This is a genomic window from Chachezhania sediminis (genome assembly GCF_009765275.1).
Taxonomy (GTDB): Bacteria; Pseudomonadota; Alphaproteobacteria; order Rhodobacterales; family Rhodobacteraceae; genus Chachezhania; species Chachezhania sediminis.
This window is the reverse complement of record NZ_VOPH01000002.1, coordinates 343,419-357,555: the sequence shown is the minus strand read 5'-3', so window position 1 is coordinate 357,555 and position 14,137 is coordinate 343,419. Positions and strand designations below refer to the sequence as shown.

Here is a 14,137-nt window from a genome sequence, read left to right as displayed (position 1 = left end):
AAATGCCAGTCAAACCTTCTATTTCCTGCTCATGCGATTTCTTTTCGGCCGGCGTGGCAACAAGCCCACATTCGACGCTCCAATCAACCCAGGTGAGCCGTTTTTTGCCATTGGAGACATCCATGGCTGCGACTTCAAGCTGGCCGCACTGCTGGAAAGGATCCAAGAGTCCGGTCTGCCGGGCCGAAAGGTCTTCGTCGGCGACTATGCCGACCGCGGCGAAGACAGCGCGATGGTCCACAGACGGCTGCATTCCCTGAGCAAGGAAGACGATTCGGCGGTGTTCCTGCGGGGAAACCACGAAGAGATGCTGCTGATGTTCCTGGACGATCCGGCTGAACATGGCGCCTGGTGGATGCGTCATGGCGGGCTTCAGACCTGTTCCAGCTACCGGGTGGCCCCGCCGACCGGCAGCGATGCCACCGAAGAAGACTGGTATGCCGCCCGGGACGCGCTTGTCGAGCAGATGGGAGAGATCCCGGACTGGCTTCGCAACCTTCCCCTGATTTGGCAAACTGGAAATGTTGCGGTGGTTCATGCAGCGGCGGATCCTGAACTACCAATGCAACTGCAGCCCGAAGAAACGCTGCTGTGGGGACACCCTGAATTCGGCACAACGCTGCGCACCGACGGCATCTGGGTCGTGCATGGTCACGTGATCCAGGAGACGCTGGAGGTGGAAAATGGCTGCATTCCGACGGATTCAGGTGCCTATGCCACCGGGCGTCTGTCGGCGGCCTGGGTCGGCGACGGATCGGTTCAGTACATCACTGCCTAGGCGGCAGGTCGCGGATTGCATCGCGGAGCCGACCGAAGCACCGCTGAGCGTGCCTGCAACGCCGTAACGGAAAGGGCCGCGCCGACAACTGTCCGGCACGGCCCTTCGCATGTCCGAGAGGCAAAACTTACTTTCCTGTACGGCCCAGGACGGCGGTGCCGGTCTTCACGACCAGTTCCAAGTCCTTCCGCAGAGACACTGTCTTCATGTACTGCAGGTCCAGTTCGACCCGCTCATCATAGCTGATGTCGTTGCGGCCGGACACCTGCCACAGGCCGGTGATCCCAGGTCTCATGGTCTTGTAGGCATCGCGGTAGACGCCGTACTTGTTCATTTCCGAGCGCACAATCGGACGCGGGCCGACAAAGCTCATGTCGCCTTTCAGCACATTCCAGATCTGGGGCAGCTCGTCCAGGCTGGTCTTGCGCAGGAAGCGCCCCACGCTCGTGATACGCGGATCGTTTTCAAGCTTGCGGTCCCGCTCCCATTCCAGCGCTGCATCCGGATTTTCGGCCAGGTAACGGATCAGCTTGGTTTCGGCATCGACTTCCATCGTGCGGATTTTCCAGCAACGGAACACCCGGCCGTTTTGTCCGATGCGGCGATGGCCGAAGAATCCGGCACCGCCGTCGCGCCGCACAAGGACCCAAAGCACCAGGATGACCGGGAGAAGAACAGGAAGAAGAGCCAGAGCCAAGACGATGTCCATGACTCGTTTACCAAACCGCGGGTAAAATGCCCGTTCACTTTCAGAAACTGCGGACTGGACAGCTTGGTTTGAGATCTTGTCGAAATCGGCGGTATGTGCAGCTGACATTGTTACGATCCCTAAAATCACTCGAATATCTGTTTAAGCAGGTTCATCGGTCCTTGCTGTCGACGTAGCCGAGGCGGAACCCATGATTTACGCTTTGTTAACGCATGACGCTGCGCCTGCAAAGTGCCGGAGATCCTGCCTTGCGCAAACCTTTTGGAACCTGTCAGAAATTTGTGCGGTTTCCCGCGCCGACGCCGGACTGTCAGGCACTCTACGAAAATTTCAAGCAAACCCTTGTCAATCAATCACTTTCCTGGTCATGGCTGCAAGGGTCTGCCTGCCTGGAGATAATCCTTAGGTTGTTCTTAATTGACGGAATGCACCAATTGCGGGCGAGTACATTCAGAAAATGTTCATAAAGCCCGATAAGTAGACCAGCGGGTTCCCGCCTTTCGCACAACTTTTGAGCAAAAATCTGAACCGCAAAGCGAATCAATCAGGCGATCAGAGCAAATATGCCTGTTATAATCGCATTTTTTGACGAATCCCCGGCACGCACGGAGGAAAAAGTTCGATATCGGCGATTCCAGGCAGGCTCAAGGTGCAGGCGATTGTGCACTTGCAGCATTGGCGGACTGCAGCGCCTGACATTTCATTTCCTGACAGCAACCAGGACGTGTTCCACGGTCCCGGGAAACATGGCTGGCGACTCGGACCTCGCGTGGCACGCGCGTCGCCGCCGCCTTGCTGGCGTTTCCGTCCGCATTTTTCAAGTCCCGAACAGGAGACCGGCGCCGATCCGCCGGCGCTGTCCCGCAAGAGGCGCGCGGCCAGCTTCCGGGACCCTTCTCCGGTGCTCCGGGCTGTCCGAATACCGGTCAGGACCCAACCACCCAAAGGAGAGCGGCTGCCCCATGCCGGGCCACGTCATTCACAAGGTCCGGGATCGTTTACTGGTATCCAAGTTCAAGACCCAGGAAACAGTGCAATCCAGTCAAAGGATCGCACACGTCTCTGTCTGCCCGCAGACATCTGTCGAGAGGGAGATCCAGAGGGACATGGGGGCGCATTGTATAGAAAAAACCGGGGGAGGGCCGGCGTTTCCGCCGGCCCGTCCCGAACCAGATCTTCAATGACAACGTCGAAGAAGACTTGGTGCCCAGGAGAGGACTCGAACCTCCACGGCCGTTAAGCCACTGGTACCTGAAACCAGCGCGTCTACCAATTCCGCCACCTGGGCAGGTGGTGTGAGGCGGGGATTTACGCGTCGTTGCGGGGGGCGTCAACCGGATTTTCACACCCTTTCGCGAAGTTTTTTCGCGGGCCGTGAAAAGTCCTGAAATCCGGCCCGTCGCAAACTGCCGCCCGGCCTGTCGCGGCGTTTTTGCGTCTTGTTCCATGGCGTTCGGCCAGCTAAGCCGAAGTCTGAGCTTCAAGCCACAAGGGAGCGCGCGATGTCCAAGATGGTGACGATCTACGGCGGGTCGGGCTTTGTCGGCCGCTACGTCGCACGACGCATGGCCAAGGCCGGCTGGCGTGTCCGGGTGGCCTGCCGCCACCCGAACGAGGCGATCTTCGTCCGTCCCTATGGTGTCGTTGGCCAGGTCGAACCGGTGTTGTGCAATATCCGTGACGACGCATCCGTCGCCTCTGTCATGCATGGCGCCGATGCGGTTGTGTCCTGCGTGGGTATCCTGAACGAATCCGGCGCCCAGACCTTTGACGCCGTCCAGTCCGAAGGCGCCGCGCGCATCGCCCGTCTGGCGGCCGAGGCCGGAATTACCAAGATGGTCCATGTCTCCGCCATCGGCGCGGATGCGGAAAGCCACAGCCACTATGCCCGCACCAAGGCGGAAGGCGAGGACGGCGTGCTGGTGTCGATGCCCGGCGCCGTGATCCTGCGACCTTCGGTGATCTTCGGATCGGAAGACGGGTTGATGAACCGATTCGCCAGGCTGGCAACCTGCGCGCCGATCGTGCCGATCGTGGCCTCCGGCACCATGCTTCAGCCGGTCTATGTCGACGATGTCGCCGCGGCGGTGGAAAAGGCGGTGACCAGTGACGTGGCGCCCGGCGTCTATGAGCTGGGCGGGCCGGAAACGCTGTCGATGTACGATCTGTTCGGCAAGGTAATCGAAACCATCCGCCGCAACCGTCCGCGGTTGCCGCTGCCGATGGTCCTGGCCCAGATGATGGCCTGGGGCTTCGACATGCTGCAAAAGGCGACCTTCGGCATCGTGTCGAATGGCGTCCTGACCCGCGATCAGCTGCGGATGCTGAAATCGGACAATGTCGTGGCCGAAGGGGCCAGGGGCTTTGCCGATCTGGGCATCGAACCCACGGCGATGGACGCAGTGCTGCCAGAATACATGTGGGTCTATCGCCCCGCCGGCCAGTTCAACGATATCCAGCAAAGCGCCAAGCGCATGCGGACCGACGGGGTCTGATCCCCCACTTTCCGATCCCCGCCTTCGGGCCGGGGTCCGCCCCTAGCCGGAAATATGCTTGTAGATCGTGCCCAGTGCCTCGCGCCAGTCGAGGCCCTGGAAACCGCCCAGGTTTCCATAGGTGTGCCACCACAGCGCCCCGGTGAAACAGGCATAGGTCAGATCCAGCCGCGCCGGATCCAGGTCCGACACCGTCAGTACGCCGGTGGTCCCATCGTCCAGTTTGAGTTCCCGCAGCACGCAGGTCTGCGCACCCGCGTCCTGGGCCATCATCACTTCGCGCAGCGGCTCGGGAAAGATGGCCACGCTTTTCTCTGTCGGGTGACCGCCCACGATATAGCCCTCGCCGGCGACGAAGGCGAAGTTGGGCTTGGGCTGCTCTCCGTCGACCGGGGGCGGCATGGCCGGGCCCATGATGCGGAACGACAAGATCAGCGCATCGATTCCGCGCATGACGGGTTCGTTTTCAACCTTCACGATCGGCAGCAGCGGCCGGACAGGCCGCCCGATGCTTTGCCCCAGGGCCGGGGCGCCGCCGATCAGCAGCGCCGCCAGAGCAAGGGCCGCTCGGATGGTCACCCGTCCTGTCATGCCGCGTGGAACACGTAGACGTAGACCAGCAGGAAGGCGCCCAGGACCAGGCGATAGATGACGTAAGGCGTGAAGCTGATCTTTTCGAGCATCTTCATCATCCCCCACAGCGCCAGCAGGGCCGAGATGAAGGCAAAGACCGCCGCGATGGCCGCGTCCTTGGCCATGGAGACGTCGGCGTCCTTCACGACGTCCATCCCCAGCAGCAGACCAGACGCCATGATCGTCGGGATCGACATCAGCATGGCAAAGCGCGCCGCCTCGTGCCGGTTGAAGCCCAGCATCCGGCCGCCGGTCATGGTGATCCCCGACCGCGAGGTCCCGGGGATCAGAGCCACCGCCTGCAACAGCCCGACGATCAGGGCCCGGCCCACGGTCCAGTCCCCGGCACCCTTGTCGGTCGCCCCCCACTGGTCGGCGACGTACAGCACCACGCCGAAGACCAGCGTCGTCCAGGCGATGGTCTTGACCGACCGCATCGCGTCCGACAGCCCGGTTTCATGGAGGATGAAGCCCGCGACGATCACCGGAATCGTAGCCACGACCAGTTGCAGTGCCAGCCGCGCGCCCGGCGTGTCCAGACGGCCGGTCAGCATGCGCCCGGTCCCGATCAGCGCAACTTTCACGTCTGCCCAGAAATACAGCACAACCGCGAAAAGCGTCCCCACATGGACCGCGACGTCGATCACCTGTCCTTGATCTTCCATCCCGGTCAGGCCGGGCAACAGAATCAGGTGACCAGAGGACGAGATCGGAAGAAACTCGGTAATGCCCTGGATGACTGCGACAAGTATCAGTTGAAACAACGACATAGACGACCGGACCTCGTTCGTGCAATCTCCCTCGCGGTCGAGGTATAGGCGCTTGCCAGAAAAAGGAAAGCTTGCTGTTGGGTCCGGTTTGAAACCTAATTTTCAACCTTTTTCGATCAGCGGCGGCGCCAGGCGAGTATTTTTCGCTATTTAGGTCATAAGTACTGACTTTTCATATCGTCGGAATGCGTCTAATAGACCGGGAAATCACAGGGCCTTTGCGCCGGGGATGACTGAGGGCCAGGTTAGGGCCGGTACGCGATCAATTCAGGATCGGACCGGCGCCAGACGGCCGATAAGGAGGAATGCCGTGGCCAAGGAGCCGATGCTGAAATTCGTCGACGTGACCCGCGACATGCCCGAAAAGCGGGCAGCCGAGGCGCGCCGCGGCGATTTCCTTGAGATCTATGCCGAATTCGCCGATGCCAAGGCGAAGGAACAGTCGTCGCGCTGTTCGCAATGCGGCGTGCCCTATTGCCAGAACCACTGCCCGCTGCAGAACAACATCCCCGACTGGCTGCGCCTGACCGCGACCGGCCGGCTGGAAGAGGCCTACAAGGTCTCGCAGGCGACCAACACCTTCCCGGAGATCTGCGGCCGCATCTGCCCGCAGGACCGCCTGTGCGAAGGCTCCTGCGTCATCGAACAGTCGGGCCATGGCACCGTCACCATCGGCGCGGTGGAAAAGTACATCACCGACACCGCCTGGGAAGAAGGCTGGGTCAAGCCGCCGTCCCCGGCCCAGGAACGCCCCGAAAGCGTGGGCATCATCGGCGCGGGCCCCGGCGGGCTGGCGGCGGCCGACATGCTGCGCCGTGCCGGTCTGCAGGTCACGGTCTATGACCGTTACGACCGCGGCGGCGGTCTGCTGACCTACGGCATCCCCGGCTTCAAGCTGGAAAAGGACGTCGTGATGCGGCGCATGGACCAGCTGGAACAGGGCGGCGTGACCTTCGTTATGAATTGCGACGTGGGCAAGGACATGACCTTTGCCGATATCCGCGCCAAACATGACGCCGTGATCGTCGCGACCGGCGTCTACAAATCGCGCGATCTGGAAGGGCCGGGATCGGGGGCCGCCGGCATCGTCCGCGCCATCGATTTCCTGACCGCCTCGAACCGCGTGTCCTTCGGCGACACCGTCCCGGAATACGAGGACGGCACTCTGAATGCCAAGGGCAAGCGCGTCGTCGTCATCGGCGGCGGCGACACAGCCATGGACTGTGTCCGCACCTCGATCCGCCAGGGCGCGGTCAGCGTGAAATGCCTCTATCGCCGCGACCGGGCCAACATGCCGGGCTCGCAGCGCGAGGTGCAGAACGCCGAGGAAGAAGGCGTGATCTTCGAATGGCTGTCGGCGCCCAAGGGCTTTGCCGGCGATGCGGTGTCGGGCGTGATGGTGCAGAAGATGCGCCTCGGGCCGCCGGACGCGACCGGCCGGCAGTCGCCGGTGCCGATGGAAGGCGCCGACTATGTCGAACCGGCCGAGCTGGTGATCAAGGCCCTGGGCTTCGAGCCCGAGGACCTGCCGGCGCTCTGGGACGAACCCGCGCTGGAAGTGACCCGCTGGGGCACGGTTAAGGCGGAATTCACGTCCGGGCGCACGGCGCTGCCTGGGGTCTACGCAGTGGGCGACATCGTCCGCGGCGCCTCTCTGGTCGTCTGGGCGATCCGCGACGGGCGCGATTGCGCGGCGGCCCTGCTGAAGGACCTGGACGCCAGGGCCGCGGTCGCGGCCGAGTAAGCGGAGCACGGGGCGCGATGAGCGGCATCGACAGATCGGGGCAATGCCTGTGCGGGGCGGTGAGTTTCGCCGCTCGCGGCGTGCGCCGTGACTACGGTGCCTGCCATTGCGGGATGTGCCAGCACTGGACGGGCACGGCCTTCGTTGCCGTCTCGGTCCCCGAGGCAGACATCACCTGGACCGGCGAAAGCCTGATCCGCCGCTACCAGTCCTCGTCTTGGGCCGAACGCGCCTGGTGCGACCGCTGCGGCGGCCATCTCTGGTATCGGGTGACGGCGGAAGGTCCGCACAAGGGCAACTACGAGGTGCCGATCGGCCTTTTCGACGATACTTCGGGCTTCGACCTTCGGGGCGAGATCTATGTCGACATGGCCCCGGACAGCTTTGCCATCGCCGGCGAGCACACCCGCATGACCGCGGAAGAGGCCCGCCGCCGCTTTTCCTACGAGGAGTCGCCGTCATGATCTGCACTACGGGCGGATGCCTTTGCGGCGCGGTCCGCTACACGCTGGTGCAGGCGCCGGACCATTACGATGCCTGCCATTGCGGAATGTGCCGCAAGTTCTCGGGCGGGGTGGAGTTCGGCTTCGACACGCCCCCCGACAGCGTCACCTGGGAAGGCGCAGAGAACATACGCACCTACAGGTCCTCGGACTGGGCGGAACGCGGCTTCTGCGGCACCTGCGGGTCCAGCCTGTTTTACCGGACCGTCGGCGACGGCCCCGCGGCCGGCTTCCTGAGCATGGCCGGCGGCTCTCTCGACAGCCTCGAAGGCCTGACGCTGACGACCGAGATCTACATAGACTCGAAGCCCTCGGGCCACGCCTTTGCCGGCGACACGAAGAAGATGACCGAGGCCCAGGTGATGGCGGCCTTCGGGATCGCGCCTGAAGGCAACTGACCGCGGCCAGCGCCGCAGCGTCGGATGCCTCCGGCGGGAGGTATTTGGAAAGAGAAGAAGGGGGCGCGCGTCCGGTGCTTCTTCTCTTTGAAAATACCTCCGGGGGAGTCCGGGCCGGAAGGCCCGGGCGGGGGCGGCGCCCCCGTCCCCGGAGGACAGGTTTGAGCGAGCGGGCCACGTCGCACTGCGGGTGCGGCCAGCCAGCGAAGGAGGTCGATGATGGTGGAATATAACGAAGCCTGGGTCCGGGCCGAGGAAGAGAAGCGCAAGTGGATGGCGGAATACGGCATGTATTCCCCAGAAGACGAGCATTCGTCCTGCGGCGTCGGTCTTGTGGTCTCCATCGACGGTCAGAAAAGCCGCAAGGTGGTCGAGTCCGGCATCGAGGCGCTGAAGGCGATCTGGCACCGCGGCGCGGTCGATGCTGACGGCAAGACCGGCGATGGCGCGGGCATCCACGTCCAGTTGCCGGTGGCCTTCTTCTATGACCAGATCAAGCGCACCGGGCACGAGCCGCGTATGGACGAGCTGTTCGCCGTAGGCCAGGTCTTCCTGCCGCGCACCGATTTCGGCGCACAGGAATCCTGCCGGACCATCGTGGAGCGCGAAGTCCTGCGGATGGGCTACTATATCTATGGCTGGCGCCACGTTCCCGTCGACATCACCTGCCTGGGCGAGAAGGCCAATGCCACCCGGCCAGAGATGGAGCAGATCCTGATTTCGAACGCCAAGGGCGTGGACGAGGAAACCTTCGAGCGCGAGCTCTATGTCATCCGCCGCCGGATCGAGAAGGCGGCGCAGGCGGAAGGCATTTCCAGCCTCTACCTCGCCTCGCTGTCCTGCCGGTCGATCATCTACAAGGGCATGATGCTGGCCGAACAGGTTGCCGTCTTCTATCCCGACCTGATGGATCCGCGGTTCGAAAGCGCCTTCGCGATCTATCACCAACGCTATTCGACCAACACCTTCCCGCAATGGTGGTTGGCGCAGCCCTTCCGCATGCTGGCCCATAACGGCGAGATCAACACGCTGAAGGGCAACGTCAACTGGATGAAGAGCCACGAGATCCGCATGGCCTCTGCCACGTTCGGGGACCTCGCCGAGGAGATCAAGCCGATCATCCCGCAGGGATCGTCCGATTCCGCGGCACTCGATGCCGTGTTCGAGGTCCTGGTGCGCGCCGGCCGGTCCGCGCCCATGGCCAAGACGATGCTGGTCCCGGAAAGCTGGTCCAAGCAGGCGGTCGAACTGTCGGACGCCTGGCGGGACATGTATTCCTACTGCAACTCGGTCATGGAGCCCTGGGACGGTCCCGCGGCCCTTGCCATGACCGACGGACGGTGGGTCTGCGCCGGGCTTGACCGGAACGGTCTGCGTCCGATGCGCTATGTCGTGACGGGCGACGGCCTGCTGATCGCCGGCTCCGAGGCCGGGATGGTCCCGCCGGAAGAAGCATCGGTCGTCGAGAAGGGCGCGCTTGGCCCTGGCCAGATGATCGCCGTCGATATGGCCACGGGCACGCTGTTCCACGATGCCGACATCAAGGACAAGCTGGCGGCGGCGCAGCCCTTCGGCGACTGGGTCGGCAAGATCAACGATGCCGACGCCGAACTGGCCAAGGCCGTGGAAACGCCGCTGTTCGAAGGCGAGGAGCTGCGCAAGCGGCAGATCGCGGCCGGCTATACCATGGAAGACCTGGAGCAGATCCTGTCGCCCATGGTCGAGGACGCGAAGGAAGCCCTGGCATCGATGGGAGACGACACGCCGCCCGCGGTCCTGTCCAAGCAGTACCGTCCGCTCAGCCACTTCTTCCGGCAGAACTTCAGCCAGGTGACCAACCCGCCGATCGACAGCCTGCGCGAATTCCGGGTGATGAGCCTGAAGACGCGGTTCGGCAACCTGAAGAACGTGCTGGACGAAGACAGCAGCCAGACCGAGATCATCGTTCTGGAGAGCCCCTTCGTGGGCAACGCCCAGTGGGACAGGCTGGTCGAACAGTTCAACGCGCCCCTGGTCGAGATCGACTGCACCTTCGAGGCCGGAACGGGTGCTCTCCGCAAGGGGCTTGACCGGATCCGGGCCGAGGCCGAGGATGCCGTGCGTTCGGGCGCAGGTCACCTTGTCCTGACCGATCACAAGTCGGGCGACGGCAAGATCGCCATGCCGATGATCCTGGCCACCAGCGCCGTGCACTCGCACCTGACGCGGAACGGGCTTCGGACCTTCTGTTCGCTGAACGTCCGCGCCGCCGAATGCATCGATCCGCATTACTTCGCGGTGCTGATCGGCTGCGGCGCCACCATCGTGAACCCCTACCTGGCCGAGGATTCCATCGCCGAACGCATTCGCCGCGGCCTGCTGGACGGCCCCCTGACCGAGGCTGTATCCCGCTACCGCGAGGCCATCGACCAGGGTCTCTTGAAGATCATGTCGAAGATGGGGATCTCCGTCATCTCGTCCTATCGCGGCGGGCTGAACTTCGAAGCCGTGGGTCTTAGCCGCGCCATGGTCGCGGAATTTTTCCCGGGCATGACCAGCCGGATTTCCGGCATCGGCGTGACGGGTATCCAGCACAAGGCGGAAGAGATCCACAAGCGCGGCTGGACGTCGGGCACCGACATCATGCCCATCGGCGGATTCTACAAGGCGCGGGCCAGCGGCGAAAAGCACGCCTGGGAAGCGACGACCATGCACTTGCTGCAATCGGCCGTGTCGCGCGGATCCTTCGAGATCTGGAAGACCTATTCCAAGCTTCTGCGTGACAACCCGCCGATCCATCTGCGCGACCTGCTGGACATCAAGCCGCTGGGCCGCCCGGTCCCGCTGGAAGAGGTGGAATCGATCACCTCGATCCGCAAGCGCTTCGTGACGCCGGGCATGTCCCTGGGTGCGCTGAGCCCAGAGGCGCACAAGACGCTGAACGTCGCCATGAACCGGATCGGAGCCAAGTCGGATTCCGGCGAGGGCGGCGAAGATCCGGCGCATTTCGTTCCGGAGGCCAACGGCGACAACCCGTCGGCCAAGATCAAGCAGGTGGCATCGGGCCGGTTCGGCGTGACCGCCGAGTACCTGAACCACTGCGAAGAGCTTGAGATCAAGGTGGCTCAGGGCGCCAAGCCCGGCGAGGGCGGCCAGCTTCCGGGCATGAAGGTCACCGACCTGATCGCCCGGCTGCGGCACTCGACCAAGGGCGTGACGCTGATCAGCCCCCCGCCGCACCACGACATCTACTCGATCGAGGACCTGGCGCAGCTGATCTATGACCTGAAACAGATCAACCCGCGCGCCAAGGTGACGGTGAAATTGGTGGCGTCTTCGGGCGTGGGCACCATCGCCGCCGGCGTGGCCAAGGCCAAGGCCGACGTGATCCTGATTTCGGGCCACAATGGCGGCACCGGCGCCTCGCCCGCGACGTCGATCAAGCATGCGGGCCTGCCCTGGGAAATGGGCCTGACCGAGGCGCACCAGGTCCTGGCGATGAACAAGCTTCGCGACCGGGTCACGCTGCGGACCGATGGCGGTCTTCGCACGGGGCGCGACATCGTCATGGCGGCGATGATGGGGGCCGAGGAATTCGGCATCGGCACCGCCGCGCTGATCGCGATGGGCTGCATCATGGTGCGCCAGTGCCAGTCGAACACCTGTCCGGTGGGCGTCTGCACCCAGGACCCGCGCCTGCGAGAGAAGTTCACCGGCAATGCAGACAAGGTGGTGAACCTGATCACCTTCTACGCGCAGGAAGTCCGGGAACTGCTGGCCGAGATCGGCGCGCGGTCGCTGGACGAGGTGATCGGCCGGGCGGACCTCTTGGCGCAGGTGTCGCGCGGGGCCGCGCATCTCGATGACCTGGACCTGAACCCGCTGCTGATCACGGTCGATGGCGCGTCCAAGATCGTCTACAACCGCGACAAGCCGCGGAATCCGGTGCCCGACACGCTGGACGCCCAGATCGTCAAGGATGCCAGCCGGTTCCTGGAAGACCGCGAGAAGATGCAGCTTTACTATGCGGTGCAGAACACGCACCGCACGGTGGGCACGCGGACCTCGTCCGAACTGGTGCGCCGCTTCGGCATGCGCAACAACGGACTGCAGCCGGACCACCTGACAGTCAAGCTGCAGGGCTCTGCCGGCCAGTCCCTGGGCGCCTTCGCGGCACCCGGCCTGCGGATCGAGGTGTCGGGCGATGCCAACGACTATGTCGGCAAGGGCCTGTCTGGCGGCACGATCATCGTGCGTCCGCCGCAGGTCAGCCCGCTGATTGCGGACGAGAACACGATCATCGGCAACACGGTTCTTTACGGGGCGACCGACGGCTTCCTCTTTGCTGCCGGCCGTGCGGGCGAACGCTTTGCGGTGCGGAACTCGGGTGCGAAGGTCGTGGTCGAAGGCTGCGGCACGAACGGGTGCGAATACATGACCGGGGGCGTGGCCGTGATCCTGGGGCGGATCGGCGCCAATTTCGGGGCAGGGATGACGGGCGGCATGGCCTATATCTACGACCCCGATGGCGAGGTGCGCCGTCTGGTCAACCCGGACACGCTGGTCATGGGCCGGGTCACGGACCCGCACTGGGAAGCGCAGCTGGAAGAACTGATCCAACGCCATGCGGCGGAAACCGGCAGCCGCCGTGCTGCCTCGATCCTGCAGCACTGGGAGGTCGAGAAGGGCCTGTTCCTGCAGCTCTGCCCGAAAGAGATGCTGCCGCATCTGAAAGTCCCGCTGGGCTTCACCGCCGAAGCAGTTCCGGCGGAGTAACGGCGAGAACGTCGTCCGGCGCCCCCAGGGTGCCGGGCGTGCGCCACGATGCGGCCATTTCCGGCGCCTGCCGGGGGTGACGCCGGCGTCATTCCGCCCTATCTGTGCCGCACCGCATCCCAAAGCGCACGGAGTTCCCATGGCCAGCCCGGCATTCGAAGCCATCGTCGAAGATTTCGAATTCCTGGAGGACTGGGAAGACCGCTATCGCTATGTCATCGAACAGGGCAAGGCGATGGACCCACTGGACCCGGCCCTGAAGGTCGAGGCGACCAAGGTCCATGGCTGCGCCAGCCAGGTGTGGCTGCATCCCCAGATCGAGAACGGGCGCTTCCAATTCGACGGCGAAAGCGACGCGATGATCGTCCGCGGACTGATCGCCGTCCTCCGCGCGCTCTACAACGATCTGCCGGTGGCAGAGGTCCCCGGCCTCGATGCCAAGGCCGAACTGGCGCGCCTCGACCTGGAATCGAACCTCTCGTCCCAACGTTCGAACGGCCTGAATGCCATGATCGAACGGATCCGCTCGGTGGCTGCCGCCGCCTGAACGATCCCCGTCGCGTGGGGACGCTGTCCCCACACCCCTGGAGGTATTTGAAAAGAGAAGAAGAAACAGGCGTGCGCCATGCTTCTTCTCTTCGCAAATACTCCCGCCGGAGGCGGTCCGACGGGAGACCCGAACGCGACGCCCGGCATTCATCGTGAATATCAAGGCCGCGTAGGGCGGGGGTTCACCCCGCCGTCACCGGCATTCAGCGCGGGCTGCGCTTGGCCAGGATCCGCTGCAGCGTGCGGCGGTGCATGTTCAAGCGGCGCGCCGTTTCCGAAACATTGCGGTCGCAGAGCTCGTAGACCCGCTGGATATGTTCCCAGCGGACGCGGTCGGCGCTCATAGGGTTTTCCGGCGGGGGCGGCAACTCGTCCGGGCGGGTCAGCAGCGCATCGCAGATGTCGGTGGCATCCGCGGGTTTCGACAGGTAGTCGGTGGCGCCGATCTTGACGGCGGCGACCGCCGTGGCGATGGCGCCATAACCGGTCAGCACGACCACGCGGGAATCGGGGCGGCGTTCGCGCAGCACTTCCACCACGTCGAGCCCGTTGCCGTCTTCCAGCCGCAGGTCGACGACGGCATAGGCCGGGGGCCGCGCCGTGGCGATGGCCTTGCCGGCCGCGACCGAGGCTGCCATCTCGATCTCGAAGCCGCGTTTTTCCATGGCCTTGGCCAGCCGACGCAGGAACGGTTCGTCGTCGTCCACGAGGAGAAGCGATTTGTCCGGGCCGATGTCGGTACGGGCGGTCTCTGCCATGGCTGGGGTCCTCTGCCTGCGCGTCAATGCCGCATTTCGGCGGGA

Annotated in this window: 11 protein-coding genes and 1 tRNA gene; 7 read left to right on the top strand and 5 right to left on the bottom strand. The window is 63.9% G+C overall.

The window, feature by feature from the left end; all coding sequences use genetic code 11:
* The first annotated feature begins 31 nt into the window (after positions 1–31).
* Positions 32–778, top strand: coding sequence for a metallophosphoesterase (locus FQK05_RS06635; RefSeq protein WP_158965124.1), 747 nt, complete (start codon positions 32–34; stop codon positions 776–778).
* Positions 779–905: 127 nt separating this feature from the next.
* Here the strand turns inward: FQK05_RS06635 and FQK05_RS06630 are convergent, their stop codons facing one another.
* Both FQK05_RS06630 and FQK05_RS06625 read right to left on the bottom strand, forming a co-directional pair.
* Positions 906–1,595 (bottom strand): sugar transferase, encoded by a 690-nt coding sequence (locus FQK05_RS06630; protein WP_158965123.1) that lies wholly within the window; start codon positions 1,593–1,595, stop codon positions 906–908.
* Positions 1,596–2,688: 1,093 nt separating this feature from the next.
* Positions 2,689–2,775: transfer RNA gene (locus FQK05_RS06625), tRNA-Leu, on the bottom strand.
* Positions 2,776–2,989: 214 nt separating this feature from the next.
* Here FQK05_RS06625 and FQK05_RS06620 point away from each other — a divergent pair.
* The gene (locus FQK05_RS06620) at positions 2,990–3,982 is read left to right on the top strand and encodes a complex I NDUFA9 subunit family protein (RefSeq protein WP_158965122.1); all 993 of its coding nucleotides are present in this window, start codon (positions 2,990–2,992) and stop codon (positions 3,980–3,982) included.
* A 42-nt stretch (positions 3,983–4,024) separates the two neighbouring features.
* Here the strand turns inward: FQK05_RS06620 and FQK05_RS06615 are convergent, their stop codons facing one another.
* Positions 4,025–4,561 carry a hypothetical protein gene (locus FQK05_RS06615; protein ID WP_158965121.1) on the bottom strand — a complete coding sequence of 179 codons (537 nt, stop codon included), beginning with the start codon at positions 4,559–4,561 and terminating at the stop codon, positions 4,025–4,027.
* An 8-nt stretch (positions 4,562–4,569) separates the two neighbouring features.
* Positions 4,570–5,385 (bottom strand): undecaprenyl-diphosphate phosphatase, encoded by an 816-nt coding sequence (locus tag FQK05_RS06610; RefSeq protein WP_158965120.1) that lies wholly within the window; start codon positions 5,383–5,385, stop codon positions 4,570–4,572.
* A gap of 310 nt (positions 5,386–5,695) precedes the next feature.
* Between FQK05_RS06610 and FQK05_RS06605 the strand changes: the two genes are divergently transcribed.
* From FQK05_RS06605 to FQK05_RS06585, 5 genes are all read left to right on the top strand, one after another.
* Complete coding sequence (locus FQK05_RS06605) at positions 5,696–7,129, top strand: NAD(P)-dependent oxidoreductase (protein ID WP_158965119.1); 1,434 nt, start codon at positions 5,696–5,698, stop codon at positions 7,127–7,129.
* A 17-nt stretch (positions 7,130–7,146) separates the two neighbouring features.
* Positions 7,147–7,593, top strand: coding sequence for a GFA family protein (locus FQK05_RS06600; RefSeq protein ID WP_233270406.1), 447 nt, complete (start codon positions 7,147–7,149; stop codon positions 7,591–7,593).
* Complete coding sequence (locus FQK05_RS06595) at positions 7,590–8,030, top strand: GFA family protein (protein ID WP_158965117.1); 441 nt, start codon at positions 7,590–7,592, stop codon at positions 8,028–8,030. The genes FQK05_RS06600 and FQK05_RS06595 overlap by 4 nt, the downstream gene beginning before the upstream one ends.
* Positions 8,031–8,249: 219 nt before the next feature.
* Positions 8,250–12,785: a glutamate synthase large subunit gene (gene gltB / locus FQK05_RS06590; RefSeq protein WP_158965991.1), complete on the top strand. Its 4,536-nt coding sequence runs from the start codon at positions 8,250–8,252 to the stop codon at positions 12,783–12,785.
* Between the two features lie 139 nt (positions 12,786–12,924).
* Complete coding sequence (locus tag FQK05_RS06585) at positions 12,925–13,332, top strand: SufE family protein (protein WP_158965115.1); 408 nt, start codon at positions 12,925–12,927, stop codon at positions 13,330–13,332.
* Between the two features lie 205 nt (positions 13,333–13,537).
* On the opposite strand, the gene FQK05_RS06580 is transcribed toward FQK05_RS06585, so the two are convergent.
* The gene (locus FQK05_RS06580; protein WP_158965113.1) at positions 13,538–14,092 is read right to left on the bottom strand and encodes an ActR/PrrA/RegA family redox response regulator transcription factor; all 555 of its coding nucleotides are present in this window, start codon (positions 14,090–14,092) and stop codon (positions 13,538–13,540) included.
* Between the last annotated feature and the right edge of the window lie 45 nt (positions 14,093–14,137).

What these genes read in the sequence shown, in the direction of transcription:
- FQK05_RS06635 (WP_158965124.1), top strand. Translation starts at nt 32, where the DNA reads ATGCGATTTCTTTTCGGCCGGCGTGGCAACAAGCCCACATTCGACGCT.
- FQK05_RS06585 (WP_158965115.1), top strand. Translation starts at nt 12,925, where the DNA reads ATGGCCAGCCCGGCATTCGAAGCCATCGTCGAAGATTTCGAATTCCTG.
- gltB (WP_158965991.1), top strand. Translation starts at nt 8,250, where the DNA reads ATGGTGGAATATAACGAAGCCTGGGTCCGGGCCGAGGAAGAGAAGCGC.
- FQK05_RS06595 (WP_158965117.1), top strand. Translation starts at nt 7,590, where the DNA reads ATGATCTGCACTACGGGCGGATGCCTTTGCGGCGCGGTCCGCTACACG.
- FQK05_RS06580 (WP_158965113.1), bottom strand. Translation starts at nt 14,092, where the DNA reads ATGGCAGAGACCGCCCGTACCGACATCGGCCCGGACAAATCGCTTCTC.
- FQK05_RS06620 (WP_158965122.1), top strand. Translation starts at nt 2,990, where the DNA reads ATGTCCAAGATGGTGACGATCTACGGCGGGTCGGGCTTTGTCGGCCGC.
- FQK05_RS06610 (WP_158965120.1), bottom strand. Translation starts at nt 5,385, where the DNA reads ATGTCGTTGTTTCAACTGATACTTGTCGCAGTCATCCAGGGCATTACC.
- FQK05_RS06600 (WP_233270406.1), top strand. Translation starts at nt 7,147, where the DNA reads ATGAGCGGCATCGACAGATCGGGGCAATGCCTGTGCGGGGCGGTGAGT.
- FQK05_RS06630 (WP_158965123.1), bottom strand. Translation starts at nt 1,595, where the DNA reads ATGTCAGCTGCACATACCGCCGATTTCGACAAGATCTCAAACCAAGCT.